Below are 25,114 nucleotides of genomic sequence, written 5' to 3'. Positions count from 1 at the left end.
ACTGATGCAGCGCCCTTGGCCCCGCAGACTTGGGGGCGCCAGCGCTACCTGGCCTTCCAGTGCGTGCGTTCGTATTCATGGCAACTGTGCGATTCGACGAAGTTGTGCACCTCAGCCCCGTGTTTCATTGACCGATAAAGTCCCGAATCGCCTTGATCGTCGGCGTCGGCGCCTCTTCCATCAACCAATGCCCGGCCCCTGGCACCACCACTTCGGTGACATTGTCCGCCGCATTGCGCATCACGATCGCTTCGTTATTTGCGAAGGATTTCTCCCCGCCAACGGCCAGCACCGGCATGGTCAGGCGCGTCGCCATCGACGCTTTGTTGTCGGCTTCATCCTGACGAATGCTGCGGAACTGGGCGAAGGCGGCGCGCATGTTGCCGGGGCGGGCGTAGAGCGCGGCGTAGTGCTGGCGGATCTTTTCATCGATTTTCGCCGGATCGCCCGCGAATTCGTTCCAGAAGCGGTCCAGGTAAATCCGCTCACGACCGGCAACCAGGCGTTCCATGTCCGCTCCGCCGAAGTCGAAGTGCCACAGCATCGGTGAGCGAACGATGTCGTTCCACGGTGGGATGCCCGGTACTGGCGCGTCCATCACCACCAGGCGATCAGTCTGCTGCGGGTAACGCGAGGCGTACGCGAAGGCAACCATGGTGCCGATGTCGTGGCCGATGACCACCGAGTGTTCGATACCCAACTTCGCCAATACCCCGCGGATATCGCCTGCTTGAGTCTTTTTGTCATAGCCGCTTTCTGGAATCGACGACAAACCCATGCCACGCAGATCCGGCACCACGACCGTGTGGTCCCTGGCCAGATCGGCCGCCAGCGGTGCCCACATGTCACCCGTATCGCCAAAGCCATGCAACAGCACCACGGCCGGGCCTTTGCCGCCGATGCGCACGTGCAGGGTGACGCCATCGAGCGGGATGTCCTGGGTACGGAAGGATTTGGGGAATGGCGTCACCGCGGCCTGTGCGGGAAGGCTTAGGGTGAGGAGTGCGAGAGCGGTCAGCAGGATGCGAAGCATGGCGCGGTCTCCAGACGTGCTTGGGAATTGTCTCTGGCATAGCGTAGACCGCTTGAAAGGAATCAATAACTGAGCAGACATCAAAAAAGACCGCTGCGATGCAGGTTTTCCATCACTGAAACCTGATCACTGCCCCTTCGGCACTTCAAATCCACGCTATTCAATGACTCTAAACACGTCACTCAAATCCTGGATGAGTGACGTGCGATGTGAGTGACAATGTTGAGCCCCTGATAGCGACCATTCATTTGATCGATACTCATCATTAAAGAATGCAAGTTCTGTTTTTCTGTCATAGGAGGAGGATAGCGTTGTACCGATCTCGCCTTTGAAGGAATCAGCGCGATGAGAATCTCAACCCTGTTGGCTTTTGTCGCTGTACTCACCGGCAGCGTGGCCGCCACCGTACCGGCCGTCGCGGCCGATCAGTCCTGCCATTTCCCGCCGATCGCCGACAGCGCCTTCAGCCTGCGCAACGCGCAATCGGTGGCGGTGCTTTACAGCGAGAACACCGTCAACACCCAGCAATACCTTGAGAGCTACCACGCTGTTGCGGTCAATGGCGCGAAGAACCCGCAGATGGATCCGCAAATCGCCAAGGCGTTCGTCGACAGTTCCGATCCGCAGCGTGCACTCAACTGGCTGATGGCGTCGCTGCAGAAACAGTTCGCCTCGGTGACCGTCTATGACAACCTCGACGCCGCCGTTCAGGCGCATCCCGATGTGGTGGTGATGCTCGACACCTACAGCCGCCTGGTGTCCAAGCGCAACAACCAGGTCGAAGCACGGTTTGTCGCCAGGTTCTACGATTCGAACCTGCAATACATCGGCCAGGCCGAAGGCTCACGCGCCAAGCAAATGCCTTCGGTGTGGGTGCATGGCAAACCCGCCCCGCAGATTGCCGCACAAATCAATCAGCAGACCGAGTTGCAGGAGCATGCGTTGAAACAGTTCGATGCGTCGCTCAAGGCGCTGGTGACGACTGGCAACATGGATCACGTGGCCAGCAACTGACAGCCGGTGCATCGGCCGTCAAGGCGTGATCAGGTGCTGACGCGCAACCACAGCGACACACACAGGCCGCTTCTGGCCCGTTCATTCGTGAAACCCAATCGCACCCGCGCCCCACTGCGGTCCATGATCGCCTTGACGATCGACAATCCCAGCCCCGAGCCGGATTCATCGGTGCCCAGGCTGCGATAGAACGGGTCGAACACCCGCTCCTGTTCTTCCACTGCTATACCAGGCCCCGAGTCCCTGATCTGCAACAGGGCCTGGCCGTTGTCCATTTTCAGCGTCAGGTCTACACGGCCATGGGCCGGGGTGTAGCGAATGGCGTTGTCCACCAGGTTTTTCACCACGGCCGTCAGGTCGATTTCGTTGATGCCCACCCGCACGTCCTGTTCGATCTCGACACCGATGTCGAGGTGTTTGCGTTCGGCCAGTGGCCACAGGTCTTCCAGCACGTGGCGATAGACCTCGTGCACGGAGGTCGTCGATGCCTCGCTGGTCGCAGTGGACTGTGCCTTGGCCAGGGTCAGCAACTGGTCTATCAATTGTCTGCCGCGCTCGATGCCCCGTCGCAAGGGCACCAGCCGCGCGCGGGCCGGTTCCGGCATGTCGACGGCGGCCAGTCGCTCGGCCTGCAGGGACAGGGCGGTCAGCGGCGAGCGCAGTTCGTGGGCGGCATCGGCGACGAAGCGGCGCTGGCTCTCCATGGACTGCGCGACGCGGTTGAGCAGCCGATTGATCGCCACGACGAAGGGGCGGATTTCCAGGGGCAGGTGGTATTCGTCGATCGGATGCAGTTCCTGCTCATCGCGACGGTCGATTTCAGACGACAGCGTGGCGATGGGCCGGAACAGTTTGCGCACCAGATCACTGACCACCAGCAGCAGGATGGGCAGCAGAACGAGGAATGGCAGGACACTGCGCCAGGCACTGGCACGGGCGTCCTTGTCGCGGGCGCCGGTTTCCTGGGCGACGGCGATGCGCTCGCCCCGGGCGGTGGTCTTGACCAGGACGCGAAAGGCTTCGCCGGCAATGGGCACGGTCGACAGGCCGTCGGGCAGGGTCGTGGGGAAGGGCAGCGGCGTGCCGGCATCATCGTCCCCCGAGGCTTTGCTGCCGTCGGCCAGGTACTGAAGAATGATGCGCGCCTCGTCGTCATCCGCCGCGCCATTCTCCGGGTATTGGAGAGTCATGTGCTGGCGGTCGAACAGCTTGGCCATCTGGCGCAAGGTGTCGTCCTGCATGTCGTGGGCTTCATCGAAGGCCGACACGTAGGCGAAGACCCCGGCCAGGAGGGCGACCGTCAGGATGGCCAGCGACAGCGCCACGCTCAACCGCAGCTGGACCGACTCGCCTAAACGTTTTTTGAAACCATCCATCCCATTCCCCTGACGTTTTTGATGACATGGCTTCCCAGCTTGCGGCGCAGCGCATGAATCAGGAACTCCACCGCATTGCTTTCCACTTCATTGCCCCAGCCATACAGACGGTCTTCGAGTTCGCTGCGCGACAGGATGGCCCCCGGCCGGATCAACAGCGCCTGGAGCAAGGCGAACTCGCGACTGGAGAGCAGAACGCCGGGGTTTTCTTCAGTGCTGGCTTCCTTGGAGATCAGGTCCAGGGCCACCACGCCGTTGTCGAGACGCGACAGGGCGCTGCCTCCGTGACGGCGCAGCACCGCACGCATGCGCGCCAGCAGCTCGGCCATTTCAAAGGGTTTGAGCAGGAAATCGTCAGCGCCGCCGTCGAGCCCGCGCAGGCGATCATCGAGGTTGTCCCGGGCGGTGATGATCAGCAGCGGCACGGGGTTGTTCTCGCCGCGAATGCGGTCGAGCACATCGAGGCCGTCCTTGCCGGGCAGACCGAGGTCCAGCAACACCAGATCGTAGTGCTGGGTGTGCAACGCGGCCAGGGCCAGAAGGCCGTTCTTGACCCAGTCGGCGGCGTAACTGGCATCCGTGAGGGCGCTCTGGATCGCGTCACCGATCATCGGGTCATCTTCGACCAGCAGTATCCGCATGTTCCCTCCGCCAAAAAAAGACGCGACGGTGTCGGCCGTCGCGCCTGTATTGAAACACCTGCGCCTGGGTTTGTCCGCTGTGGCCTCAGCGCCGGTCGCCGCCATCGGTCATGGGGTGGCTTTCATGGCGTCGAAGGCCTTGAGCAGGTCATCCATGGCGATTTTGCAGTCACTCTGGACCGGGCTGCTCTCGCGCAGCGCAGACAGTGCGCGGTCGATGGCCTTGTCGACCACATGCCAGTCGCTGGCGGCACGGGGCTTGATGCCGGCTTCGGCTTCGTCCCAGGAGGTTTCCAGGTCCTTGATCCGCGCTTTCGCCGCAGGCAGGTCACTTTTGTCGACCAGCCCGGCGACGTCGGCGGCAATGCTGCGGAACGCGGACAAGTCGCCCAGTCTGGACCCCGCGTTGACCGGGTTGCTGACCGCGCCTGAAGGGGCTGCGGCATTGGGTTTGTCCGCCGGTTTCGAGCAGCCGGTTGCGATGCCGAGCAAGGCAATGGCGCCAACAATGGCAAGGTGGCGGATGGCGTTTTGAACGTGGCGCATGACGTTTCCCTGAATGGCTTTTGAAGAATTACTGAGTGATGTGCTTGCGGTTGCCGACGCTCATTTGCGCGACGGCCACCAGAATGACGATGACGCACAGGAACAGCGCGCTGGTCCAGGTCGCGCCCATGCCCAGGCCGCCGTAGGTTTTGGCTTGCGTCAGCAGGTCACCGAGGGACGCGCCGAAGGGGCGGGTCAGGATGTAGGCGATCCAGAAGGCCAGCACGACATTGCCGCCCAGGCGCCAGGCGACGAGGGTCGCGGCAATCAATACACCGAATATCACCGCGCCAAGGGTGAAGCCCAGGCCCAGTGCTTCAGTGGCCAGGTCGCCTGCCGCGGTGCCAAGGGCAAAGGTGCAGAGCACGGTCGCCCAATAGAACAACTCGCGTCGTGGCGTGACGATTTCGCGGATGGAAAGGTTGTGTTCGGTCCGGTACCAGACCAGGAAATTGACCGCCAGCAGTACGGAAAAGACCGCCGTGCTGGTGTACAGGCTCACGTCCAGCATGTCGGTGAGGATGTCGGTGATCTGCGTGCCGACGATGCTCACCAACACAACGGTGAGCCAGTAGATCCAGGGGGTGTAGGCTTTGGTGCGCAGTTGGCAGGTCAGCGCGATGGCCAGCAGGGCCGCCATGCCGATACTGGTCCAGCCCGCCCCCAGGCCGGCGTTGACGGCCAGAAAGTCGGCGCCGGTTTCACCGACCGTGGTGGACATGATCTTGATGACCCAAAATGACAGCGTCACTTCGGGCACCTTGTTGAGCCAGCCGGCGGGTGTCGGGTTCATGTCGATCGATTCTCCTGGGCAGCGCTGTTAGTTGCGCAAGAGAAAGGCTACCGACTGAAACTTAGCTGGGACTGAGCAAGGGCAAGATCGAACAAGGCCGGGGGTTTTGAATCAGGCGTGGCCCAGCGCAATGGCAAACGAGACCACGATCATGCAGGCGAAGGCGAAATTGAGATTCATGAGATGTCCATCCGGTGCTTTTTGTGATGGCGCTCATCTTGAACAGGTCACGCGCAAATAAAAAATTCGCCTTCGTGATTTGAAAGATCGAAACAATTGATGATTGGCCTCGCCCGGTTTGTGTTTCTGGCGCCGTTTGACTAACCTCGCACAAACACGTAAATCAGCGCATAAACAGGCAAAAACATGCACGATCAGCATTCCGCGGCCGAACTCCCGCATCTGCGCCGGCAGAAAATCCTCTTGATCCTCGAACGTGACGGCAAGGTCATGGCCTCCGGGTTGAGCCAGCATTTCGCCGTGTCGGAAGACACCATCCGCCGCGATCTCGCAGAGCTGGACAATGCCGGCCTGGTTCAGCGGGTACACGGCGGCGCGTTGCCGCGACCCAAGGACACGGGCAAGGATTACTTCACCCGCATCAGCGAAACCGATGAGGTGAAAACCCGACTGGCGCAGCTCGCCGCCCAAAGGGTGGAGGACGGTCAGATCGTGATGTTCGATTCGGGCACGACCACGCTGCAGATTGCGCGCTCGTTGCCCTCGGACATTTCCATCACCGCCATCACGACTTCGCCGATGACCGCCATCAGCCTGGCTCAATACAAAGGCATCAAGGTCATTCTCGCGGGTGGGCAACTCAACCTGGCGACCCTGTCCGTCAGCGGCCACGAGACCCTTCGCTTGCTGCAGGGAATCAAGGCTGACCTGTTGTTCACCGGGGTCTGCGCGATTCATCCCGAGGTGGGCATCAGCTCGCTGCATTTCGACGAAGTGCCGGTAAAACAGGCGCTGATCGACAGCGCCTCGCGGGTGATCGCGGTGACCACAGCGGACAAACTCGGGGCGGTGGAGCCATTCGTGGTGGCGCCCTGTTCACGGGTGCACACCTTGATCACCGAACGCCATGTGGCGACGGGCAATATCGAGGATTACCGCAAGCTGGGCATCGAGGTGGTGCAGGTAGAGGTTTGAGCGGCAATGCATTGAATGACTGAAGAACATTATTTGATTGTGTGAGCGATCCAAAAACCTGTGGGAGCGGGCTTGCCCGCGATAGCGGTCTGCCAGTCACATCAAAAGCGTCTGTCAGGCCGTCATCGCTGGTAAGCCAGTTCTCACAAGGCCGATGGTATTACTTGATTGTGTGAACGATCCAAAAATCAGTGTGAGCCCTGCAGGAGCAGACTGGCTTCTACAGGGGTAGTGGGGTTTTTCAGATCGGGTCGCGGTGGCTGTTGCCGTCGACCAGTCGGGCAATGCCCAGCGGGTTGGCGTTTTTCAGGGCGTCGGGCAGCAGCGCATCCGGGCAGTTCTGGTAGCAGACCGGGCGCAGGAACCGCTCGATGGCCAGGCTGCCGACCGAGGTGCCACGGGCATCGGAGGTGGCCGGGTATGGACCGCCATGCACCATCGCATCACAGACTTCGACCCCGGTGGGGTAGCCGTTGAACAACACCCGGCCAACCTTTTGCTCCAGCAGCCCAAGCAATTGCCCGTGCGCCTGCAGATCCTGTGCTTCGCCGATCAGGGTCGCGGTGAGTTGTCCGTGCAGGCTGTTCAGGGCCTGTTGCAGTTCAGCCTCGTCGGCCACTTCGACCAGCAGGGTGGTCGGGCCGAACACCTCCTCTTGCAGCAGTGGATCACCCCGCAACAACAGGCTGACATCGGCCTTGAACAGTTGCGGCCGCGCCTGATTGCCCTGTTGCTCATGACCGGCCAGGTGCGTCACCCCTGAATGGCAGAGCAACGCCTGCACGCCTTTCTCATAGCTGGCGAGGGTGCCGGCATTGAGCATGGTTTGTGCGGGTTGCTCGGCCATCAGGGTCGCGAGCCGTGCGCTGAACGCGCTGAACTGCGGGGAACGGATGCCGATCACCAACCCCGGATTGGTACAGAACTGACCGCAGCCCTGGACCACCGAGGCGACCAGTTCGCCAGCAATGCTTTCACCGCGCAGCCGCAGGGCTTCGGGTAGTACCACCACCGGGTTGATGCTGCTCATTTCGGCGAACACCGGAATCGGCTGTGGGCGTGCAGCGGCCATGTCGCATAGTGCACGGCCGCCCTTGAGCGAACCGGTGAAGCCGACCGCTTGAATCGCCGGATGCTTGACCAGCGCTTCGCCAACGCCGGCCCCGTAGATCATGTTGAACACGCCTTTGGGCATGCCGGTCTGTTCGGCGGCGCGAATGATTGCATCGGCGACGATGTCGGCGGTCGCCATGTGGCCGCTGTGGGCCTTGAACACCACCGGGCACCCGGCGGCCAGGGCTGCAGCGGTATCGCCGCCGGCCGTGGAGAAGGCCAGCGGGAAATTGCTCGCGCCGAACACCGCGACCGGGCCGACACCGATCCGGTACTGGCGCAGGTCGACCCGTGGCAACGGTTGACGGTCGGGCAGGGCGCGGTCGATGCGCGCACCGTAGAAGTCGCCGCGACGCAGGACCTGGGCGAACAGGCGCATCTGGCCACTGGTGCGTGCACGCTCACCCTGAATGCGTGCGCCCGGCAACGCGGTTTCGCGAGTGACCAGGGCGACGAACCGATCATCCAGTGCATCCAGTTGCGCGGCAATGGCGTCGAGGAAATCCGCCCGACGTGCGGCCGGCAGGTTGCGAAAGACCGGGTAAGCGGCCGCCGCGGCCTGGGCGGCGGCGTCCACTTCCTCCACGGTGGCCTGCATGAACGAGTAGGGCAGCGCTTCGCCGGTGCTGGCGTCACGGCTTTGCAAGGTGATGCTGCCAGCGGCACTGCGGGTACCGCCGATGTAGTTGTGGCCGAGGATCCCGGACATTGAGTACTCCTGTCGCAAATGAGGAATGGAACCCCTGCAGGAGCGAGCTCCTGCAGGTAAAGAACTCACGCCAGCGAATCAGCCCGACGCGTGCTGGTCGAGGCCGGGTCCAGCGCGGCAATGCGCGCCGCCGACTCGGCATCCACCGAGCGTAGCGACTTGCCACGGGTCTCGCGGGTCAGGCCGACGGCGACGATGGAAATCAGCGCGGCGCCGACCAGGTACCAGGCGATCGGCGTCGAGCTGTGGTACTTGTTGAGCAGGGTGATGGCGATCAGTGGGGCCAGGGAGCCGGCAAAGATCGGCGCCACCTGGTAGCACAGCGACAACGCGGTGTAGCGCACGTGAGTCGGGAACATTTCGGCCATCAGCGCCGAGTAGGGTGCGTAGGTCATCGACTCGATGGCCAGGCCCAGGGTGATGGCCGCCATGATCAGCCAGTTGTTGCCCGTGTCCATCATCGGGAAACCGACGAAGCCCCAGAAAGCGGTGAGCACTGCGCCGACCAGGTACACCGGTTTGCGCCCGACCAGGTCCGACAGGTAGCCCATCAGCGGAATCAGGAAAAAGTGCAAAAGGTGAGCGCCGAACATCAGCAGCAGGATCTGCGAGGTGTCCTTGTGCACCACCAGCTTCAGGTAGGTGATCGAGAACGTCACGACGGTGTAGTAGAGGATGTTTTCGGCGAAACGCGCGCCGATCCCCACCAGCACCGAACGCCAGTGGTGGCGCAGCACTTCCACCACCCCCAGTTGTAGCTGGCGGGTCTGTGCCTGGCGGGCCTGGGCTTCCTTGAAGATCGGCGCGTCATCGACACTGGTGCGAATCCAGTAACCGATCAGCACCACCACCGCCGAGAACCAGAACGCCACGCGCCAGCCCCAGGCGAGGAATTGCTGCTCCGACAGGTTCGACGACAACAGCAGCAGAGCCACCGTCGCCACCAGGTTGCCGGCAGGTACGCCGGCTTGCGGCCAACTGGCCCAGAAGCCACGGCGATTGTCCGGGCAGTGTTCCGACACCAGCAGAATCGCACCGCCCCATTCGCCGCCAAAGGCGAAGCCCTGGATCAGGCGCAGTAGCACCAGCAATACCGGCGCGGCGTAGCCGATCTGGTCGAAACCGGGCAGGCAACCCATCAGGAACGTGGTGATGCCGACCACCACCAGGCTCAGCTGCAGCAGGCGTTTGCGGCCAAACTTGTCACCGTAGTGACCGAACACCAGGCCACCCAGCGGTCGGGCGAGAAAGCCCACGGCATAGAGGGCGAAAGCGGCAATGATGCCGTCGATGGGGCTGTCGGTCTGGCGAAAGAACAACTGACCGAACACCAGTGCCGACGCCGTACCGTAGAGAAAGAATTCATACCACTCGGCGACAGTGCCGGCCATGGCTGCGGCCACGACGCGCTTGAGTCCCGAGGGGGTGGTTGCGCTTTGAATGTGTTGAGCGTTGGACATGCTGACGTTCCCTGTAGAGGCGCAAAAAAACAGGCAGCCGGGCCGGACCCGCCAGGGCCCGCCCGGCAATCACTCAGAGACCGACGTCCGGCAGCTGCGGACGGTTGGCCAGGGCCTTGGCCATGATCTGCTCGACGAACACCCGGTCGGCTTCCGGCAAAGCCAGGCGCGGTGGACGGGTCAGGGCGCTGCCGCGACCGGCGATGGCTTCACACAGCTTGATGCACTGCACCAGGTCGGCGCGGGCATCGAGGTGCAGGATCGGCATCAGCCATTCGTAGATCGGCATGGCTTCGGCGAAGCGTCCGGCCTTGGCCAGGCGGAAGATGGTTTCACCTTCTTTCGGGAACACGTTGGACATGCCCGACACCCAACCCTCGGCACCGACGGCGATGCTTTCCAGCACCACGTCATCGAGACCGGCGAACAGCACGAAACGATCACCGACCTCATTGCGCACGTCGATGAAACGACGGGTATCGCCCGAGGAATCCTTGAAGCACACCACGTTGTCGCAGTCGGCCAGGGAAATCAGGATGTCCGGGGTGACGTCGTTTTTGTAGATCGGCGGGTTGTTGTAGACCATCAAGGGCACGTCGGCGTTTTTCGCCACGTAGCGGTAGTGCTCGGCGGTCTCGAACGGCTTGGAACCGTAGACCAGCGCCGGCATCAGCATCACACCGTCGACCCCGACCTTGCGCACAGCGTTGGCGACCTTGGCCGCTTGCACGCTGGTGAATTCGGCGACGCCGCAGATCACCGGTACGCGACCACGAGAAGCGTCCACGGCCACTTCAGTCACGGCGATTTTCTCTTCGGCGGTCAGCGACGTGTTTTCGCCGACCGAACCACAGACCACCAGGCCCGACACGCCATCCCGGATGACGTTGGAAATCACTTGGTGGGTTTTGTCCAGGTTGATGGTGAAGTCATCGTTGAATTGCGTGGTCACCGCGGGGAAGACGCCACTCCAGTTGATTCGCTTGCTCATTGTTGCCTCCGGTTCGTTAAAAGTATTTCGTATACGATATTTAAAGTGAAAGCGTTCGGCTAGTGCTTTTTTCAGGTTTTTTCGGGTTTATCCGGCCGTTGGTCTGGTGATGGCTCTGTGGCGAGGGAGCTCGCTCCCGCCCGACTGCGCAGCAGTCGTAAATCCAGACAACTCGCTAATCAGATACACAGCAATGGGGCCGCTACGCAGCCCAGCGGGAGCAAGCTCCCTCGCCACAATGGCTGTGCATTGATATCAAGCACCCGGCCAGGTATCCGAAAGGCGATAGCCCTGTGGCCATGGATCGCTCGGGTCGAGCAGCAGTTGATGGGTGCCGGTGATCCAGGCTCGCCCGGAAATGCACGGGTAGATGGCGGCGCGGCCGGCCACTTCGGTCAGCGAATCAATGCGGCAGTGGAACTCGGAGCCGATGATCGAGCGCCCGATAAAACGCTCGCCCACTTGCATCAAACCCTTGGCCTGCAACACCGCCATGCGTGCCGAGCAACCGGTGCCGGTGGGCGAGCGGTCGATTTTGCCCGGTTGAATCACCACCGCATTGGCGCCGGTGGCGATGCCGTTTTCATGGACGACGGGCGCGGCAATCTGGCAGAACGAGATGTGCGACCAATCGGGGTTCAGCGGATGGACGAAGCCCAGTTGTTCGTTGGCTGCCCGGGTGATCTTCAGCCCGACCGCCACCAGATCGGCGGCCTCGTCCGGGCGGATGGAAAAGCCCAGGCCCTTGGCGTCGGCGATCACGAAACTGTCGCCGCCGTAAGCCGTATCGACCTGCAGCGAACCGATGCCCTCGACTTCAATCCAGGCATCCAGGCGATCGGCGAAGGAGGGCACATTCTTGATTTCCACCCGTTCGACCTTGCCGTCACGGCAATCGGCCACGGCCTCGATCAATCCACCGGGAGCTTCCAGCACCAGGCGGGTTTGCGGCTCGGTCATCGGCAGGATGCCGCTGTCGAGCAACACCGTGGCCACGCACAATGAGTTCGAGCCGGACATCGGTGGCGTGTCGGCCGGTTCCATGATGATCCAGGCCATCTGCGCCCGCGGGTCCTTGGCCGGCACCAGCAGGTTGACGTGACGGAATACCCCGCCGCGCGGCTCGTTGAGCACGAAGTTGCGCAGGGTTTCATCCCTGGCGATCCAGCGCGACTGCTCCCACACGGTGGCGCCGGTCGGCGGCGCGACACCGCCGACAATCACATCGCCGACCTCGCCTTCGGCGTGGCAACTGACGACATGGATGACTTTTGATGAACGCATTGCTTTGCTCCTTGTTTCGCCTGTCAGGCCTCATCGCGGGCGTGCCCGCGATGCGGTCATCAATTACTTCACTGATTTGAGAAACGCCGCCGTCTCCGCATGCACCGGATTACCGATGACCTGGTCCGGCGAGCCGATCTCGTGCACCAGGCCATTGCGAAAGAACGCCACGCGGTCGGACACGTCGCGGGCGAAGCGGATCTCGTGGGTCACCAGGACCATGGTCATGCCGTCTTCGGCGAGCATGCGCATGGTGTCCAGCACCTCGCCCACCAATTGCGGGTCGAGGGCCGAGGTGGCTTCGTCGAACAGCATGTAGTCCGGCGACATCGCCAGGGCCCGGGCAATGGCCATGCGTTGTTGCTGACCGCCGGACAGCTTGCCGGGGAAGGTCTTGAGCTTGTCGCCCAGGCCCACATGGGTCAGCTGCTTGACCGCCAGTTCTTCTGCTTCGGCCTTGCTCTTGCCCAGCACCTTGCGCGGCGCCAGCATGACGTTTTCGAGCACCGTCAAATGCGGGAAGGCGTTCCACTGCTGGAACACGATGCCGATTTTCTGCCGCAGGCGGTTGAGGTCGGTGGCGCTGTGATGGACCTCGACACCGTCGACGCGGATGTTGCCTTTCTGGATCGGTTCCAGGCCGTTGATGCACATCAGCAGGGTCGATTTGCCGGAGCCGGAACCGCCGATGATCGACACCACCTCGCCCTTGTTCACCGTCAGGTTCACGCCCTTGACCACTTCGAGGTTGCCGAAGGATTTATGTACGTTGTCGATCTCAATCATTTTCTTGCCACCTTCTTTCCAGACGAGCGCCGAGGCGGGCGACCACCAGGCTCATGACGTAGTAGATAAGGCCCGCGATGCACAGCACCAGCAGCGGTTCCTGGATGCGGGTCACGATGGTTTGCGAGGCGCGCAGCAGTTCGACGATGCCGATCCACATCACCAGCGCGGTGTCTTTCATCACCCCGAGCACCAGGTTCAGCCAGCCGGGGAAGGCCACCCGCGTGGCCATCGGCAGGACGATCCAGCGCAGGTCCTGGAGAAAACTCAGGCCCAATGAACGACTGGCCCGGCGCACCGTGAACGGCACGGCCAACACGCCACCCCGTACGATTTCGGTGAAGTACGCGGCGGTGTAGACCCCCAGCACGATGCACCCGACGCTGAAGGCACTGATGTTCAGGCCGACGATGCTTTTGAGTGAGTTGAACAGCACGAACTGGATGAGCAGCGGCACGCTGCGGAACACATCCAGCACCCAGGCCAGCGGCAGGCTGGCCCGTGGCAACAGCGCCCGCAGCAGACCAAACAGCAGGCCCGCCAGGGAACCGAGGATGATCGACCAGAACGTCAGCTGCAGCGTGACCCAGGCGCCGTTGAGCAGGAACAGCAGGTCATTCGAGGAAAAATCGGTGGCAAACATGGACAGCTCCTCAGTAACGGAACAACCGCCAGGCCATCAGCCGGGCTGTCGCGACGATCGCCTTGGCAATCGCGTAATACAGCACCGCCGCGATGGCGAAGTACTCGAAGGTGCGGAAGGTTTTGACGTTGTATTCCTGGGTCACGCCGGTCAGGTCATTGTTCAGCCCGACGATCACCCCCAGCGACGTCATCAGCACCGCCCAGACCATTTGATTGGTCAGCGGGTAGAAGACGATGCGCAGCAACTGCGGAACGATGATCAGGCGGTAGGTCTGGAAGGCGCTCATGCCCAGCGAACGTGCGGCGCGTACCTGGGTGTGGGGCACGGCCTTGAGCCCGCCGCGAAAGTTTTCCGCCAGGTAGCCGGCATTGTTGAAGGTGATCCCGGCCAGCAGCGCGAGCCACGAACTGACATGCAAGCCCAGGGAGCCGAGGCCGAAGTACAGGACGTAGATCTGGAACAGCGACGGGGTGTTGCGGGCAATCGAGACCCAGCCATTGCCAATGCCGCGCAACAGTGGATTTCTGGCTTCACGCATGACCGTCAGGGCCAGGGCGATCAGCACGCCGAAGATCATCGACAGGGCGGCGGTCTCGAAGGTGACCAGGGCGCCGGTGAGCATATCGGGCAGGGCGCGCAGTGCCGAGCGCCATTGGAAGGTGTAATCAAACATGCGCGGGGCTCTCCAGTTGGGCAGCGGGTTGCAGCCAGGCCGGCAGTCGCCCGCTGGCCGTGGCACTGCACGCGGCATCGACGCATTCGGCCAGGCTGGCGAAATGCACCTTGCGCCCCACCAGGCCAGGGGCGTAATGGGCGTACTTGCCGGAGTTGGTCATCAGGGTGGTCGCGGCCGGCGGAATCACCGGCTCACCGAGCATGCACCAGCAGGTGTCGGTGACCAGGGTGGCACCGAAGGCCTCGATCACCGCGAGATGCCCGGCCTCGCGCGCCTGTTCCAGTACTGCGCGCCCGCAGGTGATGGCGAGCACCACGTCCGGGTGCTTGTGCCGACCCCGGCACAGCCGCGCCAGGTGAGCGAATTCGCCGAGGGAAAAATGCGGGTTGCCCAGCGACACCACATCCACCCGCGGGTCACGGGCGCTGTTGAGCTCGCGCCAACTGAGCATCAGGTCCTGCAGGCGGATTTTTTCCACGGCAATGCGTGCGCCGGCTTCCAGCACCTGTGCCGGGTCGATGGCCTCCGGGGTGATCCCGGCGATATGAAACAGCGGCGCTGCCGAGGTGGTGGCGAAAGCCGCACCGAAGGCTTTCAGGTCGTCCAGGCTCGGCTTGCGCTTTTCCAGGCCGAGTACGAGGGGCACACGGCTGCCGGCCAGTGCGCCGATGTGATAACCGAGCAGCGGGTAAAAGGCATCGTCCAGTTCACCAAGGGCCGGCAACTCGATCTGCAACCGCGCCTTGCGTTGCGCGTCCAGATGGCAGCCGATCAGCGGGGCGCGGCCGGTCAGGGCGATGCAGATGTCGAGGTAGTCCGGATACTTCAGGGTGCGCGCGCCCAACACGCTGTTGGCATAGACCACGGCGTTGGATTCGGCCCAGACAATCTGCTCGCCCGCCTTGGGCGCCGTGTCGAGCAAGTAGGGCGCACAGGTGTAGCTGAGCTGTGCGCCCATCGCCATGTAGGCATCGCCCAGGGCACTGGCGGGTTCGCCGAGGGCCGGGTCGACGCCCAGTTCGCGCCAACGGCGCTGGTCCACGGAGATCGAATTGAGGGTGGTGGGCACCCGGACTTTCGCGCCCCATTGCACTAACTGTCGAGCAAAGCGCAGGCTCGCCGGTCCGGTGTAGATGCAGCCATCAATGTGCGCCTGGGTGACATCCACCAGGCTACGGGCACCTTGCAGTTCGGCCATGCGCAGGACGATCTGCATGGCCACCTGGGCGGCTTTGCCGTGCTCGCCGCCGAGCAGGGCCTGGTCGTGTTCGGTCAGTTCGATTGAGGTGTGTGTTGCGTCTGTCCGCAACGGGCTGTCGATGGCCTGCCAGGCATCGCCCGGCGGCTGATCTAACAGGCTCACCGTGGTGTCTTCGACCCGGGCGAAAGCCCCGCCGCGCAAGGCGGCGAAGGCCTCCTGGCCGATGCACAGCACCGGCAGGGAACGCTCGAAAATGGTCTGAGCCACCAGCACACCCAGGGTCAGGATCTCGTCGGGTTCGGCCAGCACCAATGCCGCCGGTGCATGGCCGTTGCTGATCAGTTCCATCAACACACTGCTGCCGGTGCACGAGCCACGGCCGCTGGGAATCGCCAGCACACGACCGGCCAGGTATTCGCCACTGAGGGGGTGGTGGCGATCGATGACCTCGCCAGTGGCGGAATCGACCCCGCCCCAGAAACTCAGGCCGACATCGGCGAACAACAGGGCGCCTTGAGCAGCGCCCGCGACCAGGCTGCGACCGGTCAGAAAAGTGGACCTGGGCATACCGGACACCTTAGTAGTAGACCTGTGGCACGGTCAGATTGGTCGGCGCGATATCGGTGCCGACCCATTTGACGAACAGCTCCTTGTAACGCCCGGTGCGCACTTGCTGGTTGACGAACAGGTTGAGGTAGTTGATCAGGCCATACTCGTTGCGCTTGGCGCCGAGGGACACGTAATCGATCACGTAGGGGGCGTTACCGGCGACTTTGAGGTTTTTGTATTTGCCCGACTTGAGCGTGGCAGCGGCGACGGTGTTGGTGACCACGGTCGCGTCGATGTGGCCTTGGGCGACGGCCAGCAAGGTGTCGTTCTGCGACTGGTAAGCACGGAAACTGCCGGTGCCCCAGTTCTTCACGTCTTTCTCCAGGGCGATGGCCTCATAGGTGCCGCTGGTATTGCCCACCGCTTTGCCCTTGAGGTCGTCAAAGCCGTTGATGCCGGTATCGTCGCGGGTCAGCACCACCATCTGGAAGGCGAAGTACGGCACGGTGAGGCCGACGGTCTTGGCGCGTTCGAGGGTGTCGGACGTGGAGGCGACGATCACATCGGCTCGCCCCGAGACCAGCGCCGGGATACGGTCCGGAAACGGTGTCTCGACCACTTCGGCCTCGACCCCGAGGATCTTCGCCAGGTCATGGCAGTAGTCCACGTCGAACCCGGCCGGGTTGTTGCCCGCATCGCGGAACCCCATGGGCGGGAAGTCCAGGGTGACGGCACAGCGCAGCTTGCCCGAGCCGATGATGTCGTCGAGCTTGTCGGCCTGTGCGGTGGCGATGAAAGAAGTACTGAGAACAGCGCTGAGGGCTACGGCAAATGCGGGGTTTTTCATAGAGGCCTCGTGAGTGTGATGTGCTGTTGAATATCGTATCGAGGATTTCGTATACGATATTAACAATAGCAATCAATGTGCCTGTTTCCAGTTTTGGCCGTGAAATTGTTTTTGGGCCTTGGGTTAGAGGCGTTTCAGTGGCGTTGCGACTGGAAGGGTTGCGCCGTTGCTGCGCTGGGCGGTGTTACATATGGGAGCAGCGGTTGCGCTGATGCCCCGTTAAGAAACATGGGAGTACATATCCGTTTCTGCGGTAACGGCTGCTGGCGGTTTCGCCCTGACGGCGAGTCACTTGGAAAAGCCCCAAGTAACCAAGGGCTCTTGCCCCTTTCGTTCGGTGCCTCGCCCAGGCTCGGCATGCCTTCGCTCCGGTCTTGCTCCGTGGGCCCGCCGCCATCGGCCATCCATGGCCGGGGGCGGCTAACCCGGCATCCATGCCGGGTTGCCCACTGCGCAAAACCTGCGCTCAGCCTCTCGAGGGGGCAAGAAGATCAAAAGCAAAAGCGAGGCGGCCTGACAGCCGACCTGATTGCAGGGTTGTCGTCGGCGCCGTGGCGCTTTCTTGCAACAACGGGCGATTGATGGGCAGTTGCAGGGGCTTCGAAGAAGCGTCGTTTGAGTTTGCTGACACTCAGCGGTGCGAGGTTTTCGTTGAGTGAAGTGTTGGACACCAGCACCAGACGACCTTCGCGTTCATCAACGATGAGACTGGTGTTTTTGGCTGAGGACTTCGGCGTCGGCCAGGAAAGGGTTGGCGTGCCGGTCTCGTCGGCACGGTGTTGGTTGGCGACTTCACTGGTGCAAATGGACTCAGTACTTGCCTTTGAGGTGTTTCGTCACGGTGAACGGTTTAAAAAACGGGCCAGATTGAACCTGATTCATCAGATTCCAATAGCAGATTTTCGCGTAGTGATTGTCGAGTTCTTTTGGGTATTGAAATTCGTAGAGTGGTGATCCATCGATACTCGGAGTGAAACTGCGGCTGTACTCGGGCTTCAAGTAGTTTTGAATCCCCCATGACAATTCGTTCAGAAATTCAGCGATTGTACTGGCGTGATACGCGCAAACGTCGTCGTGGAAAATTTCGTAGATTTCTTCCTGGACGAGCATCGCTTGGTACAACTCCACGTTAGAACCAGCATTGCGAAGAAGGCTCTGAATGTCCTCAGCAACGCCAACAGATCGCAAAACATTGTGCTTTGACAGGTTCCCAGCGATTTTCAGCAATAAGATTCTGGGGATGCGTATTTCTACTTCCAGAAGGATTGATGGCAGCCAAAGCTCGACTGGAATTTCAACACTAAGCCAATCAGTGAAGGCGCCCACAGCTCTTTTAAGCGCAAGCACAGACCCATTCTCGTCGAAGCTTGGCGCTTCAGCGATAGCCTTCAGTGCCCGTAAGTAGGGAGTCGCAGGAACCGGCGCTTTTTCATCCGTCATGGATAAAAAATCCACCAGTGCAATGAAGAAAAATTTTTGATGCGTCATGGTGTTGAACTGGACATTTTGATGCTGGCCCTCACCACCGAGCACCATCAACTCATAATTGACCATCGACCGGAGCAGCTCATTGACGGCTGACAGGTAAACAACCTCTTGCTCCGTTTTGTTCAACTGAATCACGGTGATCTTTTTTTTGCACATGACCACATATCTCCAAAAGACCAGTAAGCCCTTATAAAGCCTCTATGACGATTTTTTGGTAGTCGAGGCTGTGAATCGGCGCGGTGAGTCGCCCCCGATGTTCCTGATGGCGTTAATAGCGTTCGACGTGTTCAAGCAATTGTGCGCGGTTGTTCGGGGGAGTCTATATCGGCGGCGCGGGCGCCTGAACGGTAATGACGAGCCTACTGAGCGGGTGAATGCATAGATTCCAAGGTTCTCTCGGTCAATTCGCCCATTTCAATCCGCAGCCGTCCCATTTCTGCTGCGTAGGCCGCAGCATCTGTTGTGAGCCCAAGCTCACTTCGCATCTCTATGGAGACTTTCTCCAGGAGTATCCCGAATGGCGTCAGCTCAGAAAAAATTGCTTTGTCGTACGCATTGCTAAGGTGCTCAGCTTCCTCACGCTTAGCCTCTCTTGCTTGCTGGTGTTCGGCCTTTTTTGCCAGTTGGTTTTCGTAGATTTTCATCAGCGTGTCTATTTGCCGGCCATCCAGTACGGGAGCAGCACTGAGAATTTTTATCTCAGCGAGTTTTTTTGTAGCCTGTTCATCCATGAATTCAATGAGTCTATCCAATCCAAACATTTCAGTACGTAGGTCCTGCATTGGTTGAACTTTTCGCAATAACTTTACAAAAAGGCCGGTGCACTCTTTATTCAGCGAGTTGAGGAGAGTCAACGTACCTGGCTCAACGACTAACTGCATCTTCGACAATGTTGATTGAAAGCCGTGAAGTGCTTCCGATGTATTGGTTTCAGCCAAGTCCACCTGTCGCAGTGCAATGAAGTGCCTCATGACCCGGTGTGCTTCGTCTGTTGCGCGTAAATAGATCTCTCGACGAATGCTTGTTATCCGTTCCTTTGACTTCTCGGCAGCGTCATGGATCAGCTGCATTCGTAACCGTCTCGTATTGTCGTAATTCGATATCAATACTCCGCTCAGCGTCAGCACTGAAGCGATGACACCTGACCAAATCACATCAGGGACTGAATGAACGAATTCAATTAAACACGCCATCAACTCTGAAATCATACGGACACCAATCAGCTAAGCCCCTACGAGCTTAGTACAGTACTCAAGCGCCCACGCTGCCCCATTTTTTACGCAAATAAAATGCTTGGAATTCGCGTGTTTAAACGCCGGCCGGGTTACTTCATGAAAGCTACAAGACCTTGCGCCGTTGCCTACGGTTACGCCAGAATCCGCCGGCTTGTGTGCCTTGGGACCACTCGGTAACTTGATTCCTGTCACTGCCCATCAGTGATCGGGTTTAGCAGCCCGGTTGGATATTTAGAGAGTTGCACAAGCTCATCAGTCAGGCAGTTCCATGCCTGCACTCGATGGTGGCTGTGCGCAGGGCGCCTTCGGGCGCGCCGGCTTTGCTAGATCCCCGGTCTGCTAACCTGCGTACAGCTGCCTCCCTCTCGTTTAGCAGCGGAAGGGTTGGCACCCAATCAGGAAAACTAGCTTATGTTCAAAGTCACACCAAACCCGCCGGACGCCGATCCGACATCCCCTTACGAAGCCCATTCAAAAAAACTCAACGAGGCCGCCGAACGCGCCCTCAACTTTCACATTCCCTCGACCGCCGACATCAAAGCGACGCCGCGCACACCCAGCACGCTGTTCACCGTCGATCCCGCCGCTGATACCGAAACCCTGGCGGTTTATTTGGTTGAGACTTTGGCTTCTGTGGATGTAATGGTCCACCAGTTGGTGGATCACTTAGATGGTGCGTCGCGCTATGCGCTGCTGGGGATATCCAACAGCATTATGGTGGCGGAGATCACGGCGAACCGGATGCTGGATCAAATCGACCCGCCTGAGTAACTTCGGTTAATGCAGCGGCTCTTTTTGGGGGCCGCTCATTCCCACAGGGGAAATGCGTACGACCTCCCGACCAGGTCGGCCGGCAGGCCGCCTCGCTTTGGCGGTGGGCGCCCCCTCGAGAGACCGAGTGGAGGTTCTGCGCAGTGGGCAACCCGGCATGGATGCCGGGTTAGCCGCGCACGGCCATGGATGGCCGATCGCGGCGGGCCCACGGAGCAGGACCGGAGCGAGGGCATGCCGAGCACTAGCGAGGCACCGAACGAAAGGGGCAGAGCGCTTTGGTTACTTTCGCGCTCTTTGAAAGTGACCCGCCGTCAGGGCGGAACCGCCAGCAGCCGTTACCAAAAAATGGATATGTACGCGACCAAAACCAGCCCAAACAATCCTAACCCCGATCCCCCCGATACTGACTCGGCGACAAACTGGTCAACGCCCGAAACTGCCGGCTGAACGCACTGTGGTCGGTATACCCACAACGCAAGGCAATCTCGGTAATCGGCAGGTCAGTGTGCAGCAACAACCGCGATCCCTCTTCCAGGCGCGCCTTGTGAATCATCTGCCGTGGCGTGAGCTGGAATACTCGCTTGCAATGACGCTCCAGCTGCGCCACGGAATAGCCGGCAATGGCGGTCAATTCGGCGAGGCTGATGGGCTGGGCGAAGTGATTGCGGATGTGCAAATCCACCGCGGCAAGCTTCTGATAGGCCGGATGATTGGACTGCGGCGATTGCAGGTCGCGGGAAATGCCGGCCAGGCCGACGATGTGCCCGTGTTCATCGTACAGGGCGAGTTTGTGGGTCAGGCACCAGATCGGCTGATTGCCGAAATACAGGTGCAGTTCCAGTTGATCGGCCAGTACCCGGCCGCTGGAGAGCACGCGTCGATCCTGTTCGGTGTACAGCGGGCCGAAGTGCTCCGGGAAGACCATGTCGGCGGTGCGTCCCAGCAGATCCTCGCGGTGCTTGAACCCACAGCGCCGGGCCAGGGTCTGGTTGACGAAGGCGTAGCGGGCCTCGCGATCCTTGATGAAAAACACCACATCGGAAAGGGTATCGAGGAGCGGCGCGATCGGCTGGAGGCTGTTCAGCAGCGTCGGCAAATCGCAGGGCTTGAAGCTGGTGAGCGAGGGGTACATGGCGTTGGGGGCCTGATGGCGACCCCCGGGATCATAGTGGCTCGGCCGCGTGGCCGAAACCCCTGGCGCGGTCATGACGCTGGCGGGGTATCGTCCAGGGACATCAAGGTCTCGATGCGCGCCGGGCTGAACGGTGGGCGCGGCGCCGAGGGTTGCCAGCCAAACAGATGCTGTACCGCGCCGCCACACACGCGCCCCTGGCAGGCGCCCATGCCGCAGCGGCTGGCCAGCTTGGCCGTGCGCCATTCGGTGTGCCCGGCCAATGCACCATGGGGCACGTCTTCACAGCGGCAGACCAGGGTGTCGGGACGGGCCAGCGACTTGAGTCGCGGGTCGAGGGCGAAGGCCCGATTCAGCGCTTTGGCGAACCCCTGCCAGCGTGCCCGGCGTGGCCACAATTGCCGGGCCGCTTCGAAGTCACCCACGGCGGCGTGGCCGGCAATCGCGCCTTCGACCAGGGCCAGCTCACTGCCGCCGAACCCGGTGCATTCACCGGCCGCGTAGTGATCGACGCGGCTGGCTTGCCAGGCATCCACTGCCAACGCCTGGCCTTCGAGGGCGTAACCCAGTGCCTGACCCAATTGAACGTTGGGGATCAGACCGAAACCACAGGCCAACCGATCACACGCCAGTTCGACGATCTTGCCTTGCTGGTGCAGGCGCACAGCTTCGAGTCGATCGCTGCCAAGGGCCGCCAGCACATGAGTGCCGGTGCGGTAGTGGCGGTCGAACAGCGTGAACGATTGCAGCAGTTTGTTCGGCCAGCGCGGCAGTTGCGTCGCGAAGCCAGCCACCGCCTTGAGCGAGGCTTGTTCGGCGACGCATTGCATGGTGGCCCCGTGTTTTTTCGCGGTGGCGGCACTGGCCAGTAACAGCGGCCCGCTGCCGGCGATGACCACGCGCTGGTCCTGCACCGGCAGCCCGGCCTTGATCAGCGCCTGCAAACCACCGGCCCCGGTGACCCCCGGCAGCGTCCAGCCGGGGAAGGGCAGCAGCAATTCACGGGCGCCGGTGCACAGAATCAGTTTGTCGTAGCTGATCAGCCAGCCGTGCTCGTCGTCTTCGACCAGCAGTTGTTTCGGGCCGGGATTGGCGATCACCCGGGTGCCCGGGTGATGGCGGATGTTGCGCTGGGACTGCAAGCGCTCGCGCAACTGACGGGCCTGGACCGGCACGCTGGCCTGCGGACCGTCGCGCCAGATTTGCCCGCCCGCCAGCGGATTGTCGTCGAGCATGACAATGCGGGCGCCACGGGGTGCGGCAGCCAGCGCGGCGGCCATGCCGGCGGGACCGGCGCCGACGATCAACAGATCGGCATATTCATTCATGGGCGCGTCTCCACCTGCATGCCGTCACGGCAAAGGGTCTGGCAGGCCAGGCGTCGTCGACCGTCGATGGTCACCCGGCATTCCTGGCAGATGCCCATGCCGCACAGCGGTGCGCGGCGCTGTCCACTGACCGAGTTGCGTGTGCAGCCGTCGCCGCCCAACGCCAGGGCCGCGGCGACGCTGGTGCCCTCGGCGACTCTCAGGGCATGGCCGTCGAGCATCAATTCAGGCATAGGCGGGTTCTCCGAGGAAACGCTGGGGCAGGTAGGGTTGTGCGGCCAATGGCGGGGTTTCGTTGAACAGTTGCGCGACCAGCAAATCAGCGGTGCCGGGAGCGGTGGTAACCCCCAAACCTTCGTGACCGACCGCCAGCCACAAGCCCTGGCGTTGCGGGTGCTGACCCACCAGGGGCAGGCCATCGGGGCTGGCGGCGCGAAAGCCGGTCCAGGCGCGGATGCCATTGAGTTGCGCCAACCCCGGCATGTATTGGGCCGCGCGCTTGAGCATTTTCGCCAGCATCCAGCCTTCGACCTGCGGATCGGTGGTGCCGAATTGCCGCGAGGCGCCGATGAACAATTGCCCGGTGGGACGCGGCTGAATATTGCAGGCCGTCGAGGGCCCCTTGGCGTTATGGGCGCTGGTGACGTAACCGAGCTCCACCAGGGTATGGGTGACGGGGGCGGGGTAGCGATCAGTGATCAGCAAGTGGCCTTTTTTCGGCTCGATGGGCAGCTCCGGGCACAGCTCATTGGCCTGGATACCGTTGGCCAGCACCACCGCTTCGGCGCTCAGCCACTGACCGTCATCGAGTCGCACCCGGTTGCCATCGACCTCGATGACCCGCGCCCGGCGCTGGCGGATGTTCGGCGTGTCGAGCATCCAGCTGGCCGTCGCGGGCGCGTACAGAATGCCGTCGCCATTGATCAGCAGGCCCCCTTCAAGGTCCTCGGACAGCTCCGGCTCACGCTGGCGCAAGGCACTGGCGCCGACCAGTTCGCAGGCCACGCCCTGGGCTTGCAGGTTGTGGAATTTACTGTGGGCCACCGCCATTTCTTCGGCATTGGCCGCCAGCCACAGGGTGCCGTTGCTGCGGTACGCGCAGCCCTCGGGCAAGTCCGCTGCCTGCTCGCGCCAGCGCCGCAAGGAATGATTGCTCAGCGCCAGTTCCGCCGGGTTGTCGTCGAGCACCAACAGGTGGCCCATGCCCGCCGCCGTCGCGCCATGCAGCCCGGCGTCGAGCACCAGTACCTGCAAGCCACGCCGCGCCAGTGCCTGGGCGCAGGCCGCGCCGATGATGCCCGCACCGATCACGATCACATCGGCCGCATGGCTGCGATTCACGGACGGATGCCCCAGGCGAACGGGTCGTCCTGTTCGATGATCAGGCTGGCTTCGGCACTGATGAAGGCGCGGCCTCGAATGGTCGGCACGATGCGCTCGCCTTGCCATTCGAAAGAGCCTTCGAACTCGCTTCCGATGACACTTGCCTGGCGCCAGATCTGTCCGGGCTGCAACTTGTCGTCGGCCGCCAGGCACGCCAGTTTGGCGCTGGTGCCGGTGCCACAGGGTGAGCGGTCGTAGGCCTTGCCGGGGCAGAGCACGAAGTTGCGGCTGTCTGCATGATCGTCATCGGCGAACAGTTCGACATGGTCAATCAGGCCGCCGTCTTCGCCACGAATACCCTGGTCTTGCAGCGCTTGTTGAACGGCGTAGGTGTAAGCGGTCAGGGCCTCAAGGTTGTCGCCCGCCACCCGCAGCCCGTGATCGGCGATCAGGAAAAACCAGTTGCCGCCCCAGGCGATGTCGCCGGTCACCTGACCGATGCCCGGCACCTGCACTTGCAGCGCCTTGCGATAACGGTACGCCGGCACGTTGCGCACACTCACCGAATGGTCGTCGTGGAGGGTGGCCTGCACGGTGCCGACCGGCGTCTCGATGCTGTGCACGCCGGGGCCGATTTTGCCCAGGTGGGCCAGCGAGGCGACGAGGCCGATGGTGCCGTGGCCGCACATGCCCAGGTAGCCGCTGTTGTTGAAGAAAATCACGCCGGCACAGGCGCTCGGGTCCACGGGTTCGCAGAGCAGGGCGCCTACCAGCACGTCGCTGCCCCGTGGTTCCAGCACACAGGCCGCACGCCACTGGTCGTGCTGCTCGGCCAGGCGTTGGCGTCGTTCGGCCATGCTGCCGGTGCCCAGATCAGGAAAACCGGCGGTCACCAGGCGAGTCGGTTCGCCGCCGGTGTGGGAGTCGATCACGGAGATGCGTTTCATCGGAGGGCCACGTCCATTCGGTTGAGTGACCGAAAGAGTGGCCTGTGCAGCGAGGTGCCGGCTTGAT

At 61.8% G+C, this 25,114-nt stretch carries 24 protein-coding genes; 3 read left to right on the top strand and 21 right to left on the bottom strand.

What is annotated here, in order from left to right; genetic code table 11:
- Positions 1 to 124: 124 nt before the first annotated feature.
- Entirely contained in the window at positions 125 to 1,033 is a 909-nt protein-coding gene (locus ACGJAX_RS24545) for an alpha/beta fold hydrolase (protein WP_390956481.1), read from the bottom strand.
- Between the two features lie 345 nt (positions 1,034 to 1,378).
- On the opposite strand from ACGJAX_RS24545, the gene ACGJAX_RS24540 reads away from it, so the two are divergent.
- Positions 1,379 to 2,047, top strand: coding sequence for an ATPase (locus ACGJAX_RS24540; protein WP_247257310.1), 669 nt, complete (start codon positions 1,379 to 1,381; stop codon positions 2,045 to 2,047).
- Between the two features lie 29 nt (positions 2,048 to 2,076).
- Here the strand turns inward: ACGJAX_RS24540 and ACGJAX_RS24535 are convergent, their stop codons facing one another.
- The 4 genes from ACGJAX_RS24535 to ACGJAX_RS24520 form a co-directional block, all read right to left on the bottom strand.
- Positions 2,077 to 3,423, bottom strand: coding sequence for an ATP-binding protein (locus ACGJAX_RS24535; RefSeq protein ID WP_390956480.1), 1,347 nt, complete (start codon positions 3,421 to 3,423; stop codon positions 2,077 to 2,079).
- Positions 3,399 to 4,064: a response regulator gene (locus ACGJAX_RS24530; RefSeq protein WP_090320196.1), complete on the bottom strand. Its 666-nt coding sequence runs from the start codon at positions 4,062 to 4,064 to the stop codon at positions 3,399 to 3,401. The genes ACGJAX_RS24535 and ACGJAX_RS24530 overlap by 25 nt, the downstream gene beginning before the upstream one ends.
- Before the next feature lie 108 nt (positions 4,065 to 4,172).
- On the bottom strand, positions 4,173 to 4,610 hold the full coding sequence (locus ACGJAX_RS24525; RefSeq protein ID WP_390956479.1) for a hypothetical protein: 438 nt from the start codon (positions 4,608 to 4,610) through the stop codon (positions 4,173 to 4,175).
- Positions 4,611 to 4,638: 28 nt separating this feature from the next.
- Complete coding sequence (locus ACGJAX_RS24520) at positions 4,639 to 5,403, bottom strand: hypothetical protein (protein WP_390956478.1); 765 nt, start codon at positions 5,401 to 5,403, stop codon at positions 4,639 to 4,641.
- 366 nt (positions 5,404 to 5,769) lie between these two features.
- On the opposite strand from ACGJAX_RS24520, the gene ACGJAX_RS24515 reads away from it, so the two are divergent.
- Positions 5,770 to 6,558 (top strand): DeoR family transcriptional regulator, encoded by a 789-nt coding sequence (locus ACGJAX_RS24515; RefSeq protein WP_390956477.1) that lies wholly within the window; start codon positions 5,770 to 5,772, stop codon positions 6,556 to 6,558.
- A 241-nt stretch (positions 6,559 to 6,799) separates the two neighbouring features.
- Here the strand turns inward: ACGJAX_RS24515 and ACGJAX_RS24510 are convergent, their stop codons facing one another.
- The 11 genes from ACGJAX_RS24510 to ACGJAX_RS24460 form a co-directional block, all read right to left on the bottom strand.
- Positions 6,800 to 8,380, bottom strand: a complete 1,581-nt coding sequence (locus tag ACGJAX_RS24510) for an aldehyde dehydrogenase family protein (RefSeq protein WP_390956476.1) — start codon at positions 8,378 to 8,380, stop codon at positions 6,800 to 6,802.
- Between the two features lie 65 nt (positions 8,381 to 8,445).
- Positions 8,446 to 9,840 (bottom strand): fosfomycin efflux MFS transporter AbaF, encoded by a 1,395-nt coding sequence (gene abaF, locus ACGJAX_RS24505; RefSeq protein WP_390956475.1) that lies wholly within the window; start codon positions 9,838 to 9,840, stop codon positions 8,446 to 8,448.
- A 73-nt stretch (positions 9,841 to 9,913) separates the two neighbouring features.
- On the bottom strand, positions 9,914 to 10,831 hold the full coding sequence (locus tag ACGJAX_RS24500) for a dihydrodipicolinate synthase family protein (RefSeq protein ID WP_034150208.1): 918 nt from the start codon (positions 10,829 to 10,831) through the stop codon (positions 9,914 to 9,916).
- A gap of 255 nt (positions 10,832 to 11,086) precedes the next feature.
- Complete coding sequence (locus ACGJAX_RS24495; RefSeq protein ID WP_390956474.1) at positions 11,087 to 12,115, bottom strand: trans-3-hydroxy-L-proline dehydratase; 1,029 nt, start codon at positions 12,113 to 12,115, stop codon at positions 11,087 to 11,089.
- A 63-nt stretch (positions 12,116 to 12,178) separates the two neighbouring features.
- Entirely contained in the window at positions 12,179 to 12,901 is a 723-nt protein-coding gene (locus ACGJAX_RS24490; protein WP_047530195.1) for an amino acid ABC transporter ATP-binding protein, read from the bottom strand.
- Complete coding sequence (locus ACGJAX_RS24485) at positions 12,894 to 13,544, bottom strand: amino acid ABC transporter permease (protein ID WP_047530192.1); 651 nt, start codon at positions 13,542 to 13,544, stop codon at positions 12,894 to 12,896. The genes ACGJAX_RS24490 and ACGJAX_RS24485 overlap by 8 nt, the downstream gene beginning before the upstream one ends.
- A gap of 10 nt (positions 13,545 to 13,554) precedes the next feature.
- Positions 13,555 to 14,220: an amino acid ABC transporter permease gene (locus ACGJAX_RS24480; RefSeq protein WP_248915140.1), complete on the bottom strand. Its 666-nt coding sequence runs from the start codon at positions 14,218 to 14,220 to the stop codon at positions 13,555 to 13,557.
- Entirely contained in the window at positions 14,213 to 15,991 is a 1,779-nt protein-coding gene (locus ACGJAX_RS24475) for an aconitase X (RefSeq protein WP_390956473.1), read from the bottom strand. The genes ACGJAX_RS24480 and ACGJAX_RS24475 overlap by 8 nt, the downstream gene beginning before the upstream one ends.
- Positions 15,992 to 16,001: 10 nt before the next feature.
- Positions 16,002 to 16,820 carry a transporter substrate-binding domain-containing protein gene (locus ACGJAX_RS24470; RefSeq protein WP_090320221.1) on the bottom strand — a complete coding sequence of 273 codons (819 nt, stop codon included), beginning with the start codon at positions 16,818 to 16,820 and terminating at the stop codon, positions 16,002 to 16,004.
- Between the two features lie 810 nt (positions 16,821 to 17,630).
- Positions 17,631 to 18,464 carry a hypothetical protein gene (locus ACGJAX_RS24465; RefSeq protein WP_390956472.1) on the bottom strand — a complete coding sequence of 278 codons (834 nt, stop codon included), beginning with the start codon at positions 18,462 to 18,464 and terminating at the stop codon, positions 17,631 to 17,633.
- Between the two features lie 203 nt (positions 18,465 to 18,667).
- Positions 18,668 to 19,516 (bottom strand): hypothetical protein, encoded by an 849-nt coding sequence (locus ACGJAX_RS24460; RefSeq protein ID WP_390956471.1) that lies wholly within the window; start codon positions 19,514 to 19,516, stop codon positions 18,668 to 18,670.
- 438 nt (positions 19,517 to 19,954) lie between these two features.
- Between ACGJAX_RS24460 and ACGJAX_RS24455 the strand changes: the two genes are divergently transcribed.
- On the top strand, positions 19,955 to 20,314 hold the full coding sequence (locus ACGJAX_RS24455) for a DUF6124 family protein (protein ID WP_390956470.1): 360 nt from the start codon (positions 19,955 to 19,957) through the stop codon (positions 20,312 to 20,314).
- A gap of 385 nt (positions 20,315 to 20,699) precedes the next feature.
- Here ACGJAX_RS24455 and ACGJAX_RS24450 read toward each other — a convergent pair whose 3' ends face one another.
- The 5 genes from ACGJAX_RS24450 to ACGJAX_RS24430 all read right to left on the bottom strand — a co-directional run bounded on the left by ACGJAX_RS24450 (position 20,700) and on the right by ACGJAX_RS24430 (position 25,047).
- Positions 20,700 to 21,449 carry an AraC family transcriptional regulator gene (locus ACGJAX_RS24450; protein ID WP_090320227.1) on the bottom strand — a complete coding sequence of 250 codons (750 nt, stop codon included), beginning with the start codon at positions 21,447 to 21,449 and terminating at the stop codon, positions 20,700 to 20,702.
- 71 nt (positions 21,450 to 21,520) lie between these two features.
- The gene (locus ACGJAX_RS24445) at positions 21,521 to 22,777 is read right to left on the bottom strand and encodes an FAD-dependent oxidoreductase (RefSeq protein ID WP_390956469.1); all 1,257 of its coding nucleotides are present in this window, start codon (positions 22,775 to 22,777) and stop codon (positions 21,521 to 21,523) included.
- On the bottom strand, positions 22,774 to 23,010 hold the full coding sequence (locus ACGJAX_RS24440) for a 2Fe-2S iron-sulfur cluster-binding protein (RefSeq protein ID WP_390956468.1): 237 nt from the start codon (positions 23,008 to 23,010) through the stop codon (positions 22,774 to 22,776). The genes ACGJAX_RS24445 and ACGJAX_RS24440 overlap by 4 nt, the downstream gene beginning before the upstream one ends.
- Positions 23,003 to 24,118, bottom strand: coding sequence for an FAD-dependent oxidoreductase (locus tag ACGJAX_RS24435; RefSeq protein ID WP_390956467.1), 1,116 nt, complete (start codon positions 24,116 to 24,118; stop codon positions 23,003 to 23,005). Before ACGJAX_RS24435 ends, ACGJAX_RS24440 begins: the two co-directional genes overlap by 8 nt.
- On the bottom strand, positions 24,115 to 25,047 hold the full coding sequence (locus tag ACGJAX_RS24430) for a 4-hydroxyproline epimerase (RefSeq protein ID WP_247258290.1): 933 nt from the start codon (positions 25,045 to 25,047) through the stop codon (positions 24,115 to 24,117). The genes ACGJAX_RS24435 and ACGJAX_RS24430 overlap by 4 nt, the downstream gene beginning before the upstream one ends.
- Positions 25,048 to 25,114: the final 67 nt, after the last annotated feature.

This window comes from Pseudomonas moorei (genome assembly GCF_042846945.1).
In the GTDB taxonomy this organism is placed as follows: domain Bacteria; phylum Pseudomonadota; class Gammaproteobacteria; order Pseudomonadales; family Pseudomonadaceae; genus Aquipseudomonas; species Aquipseudomonas moorei.
This window is presented reverse-complemented; position numbering and strand designations above follow the sequence as displayed.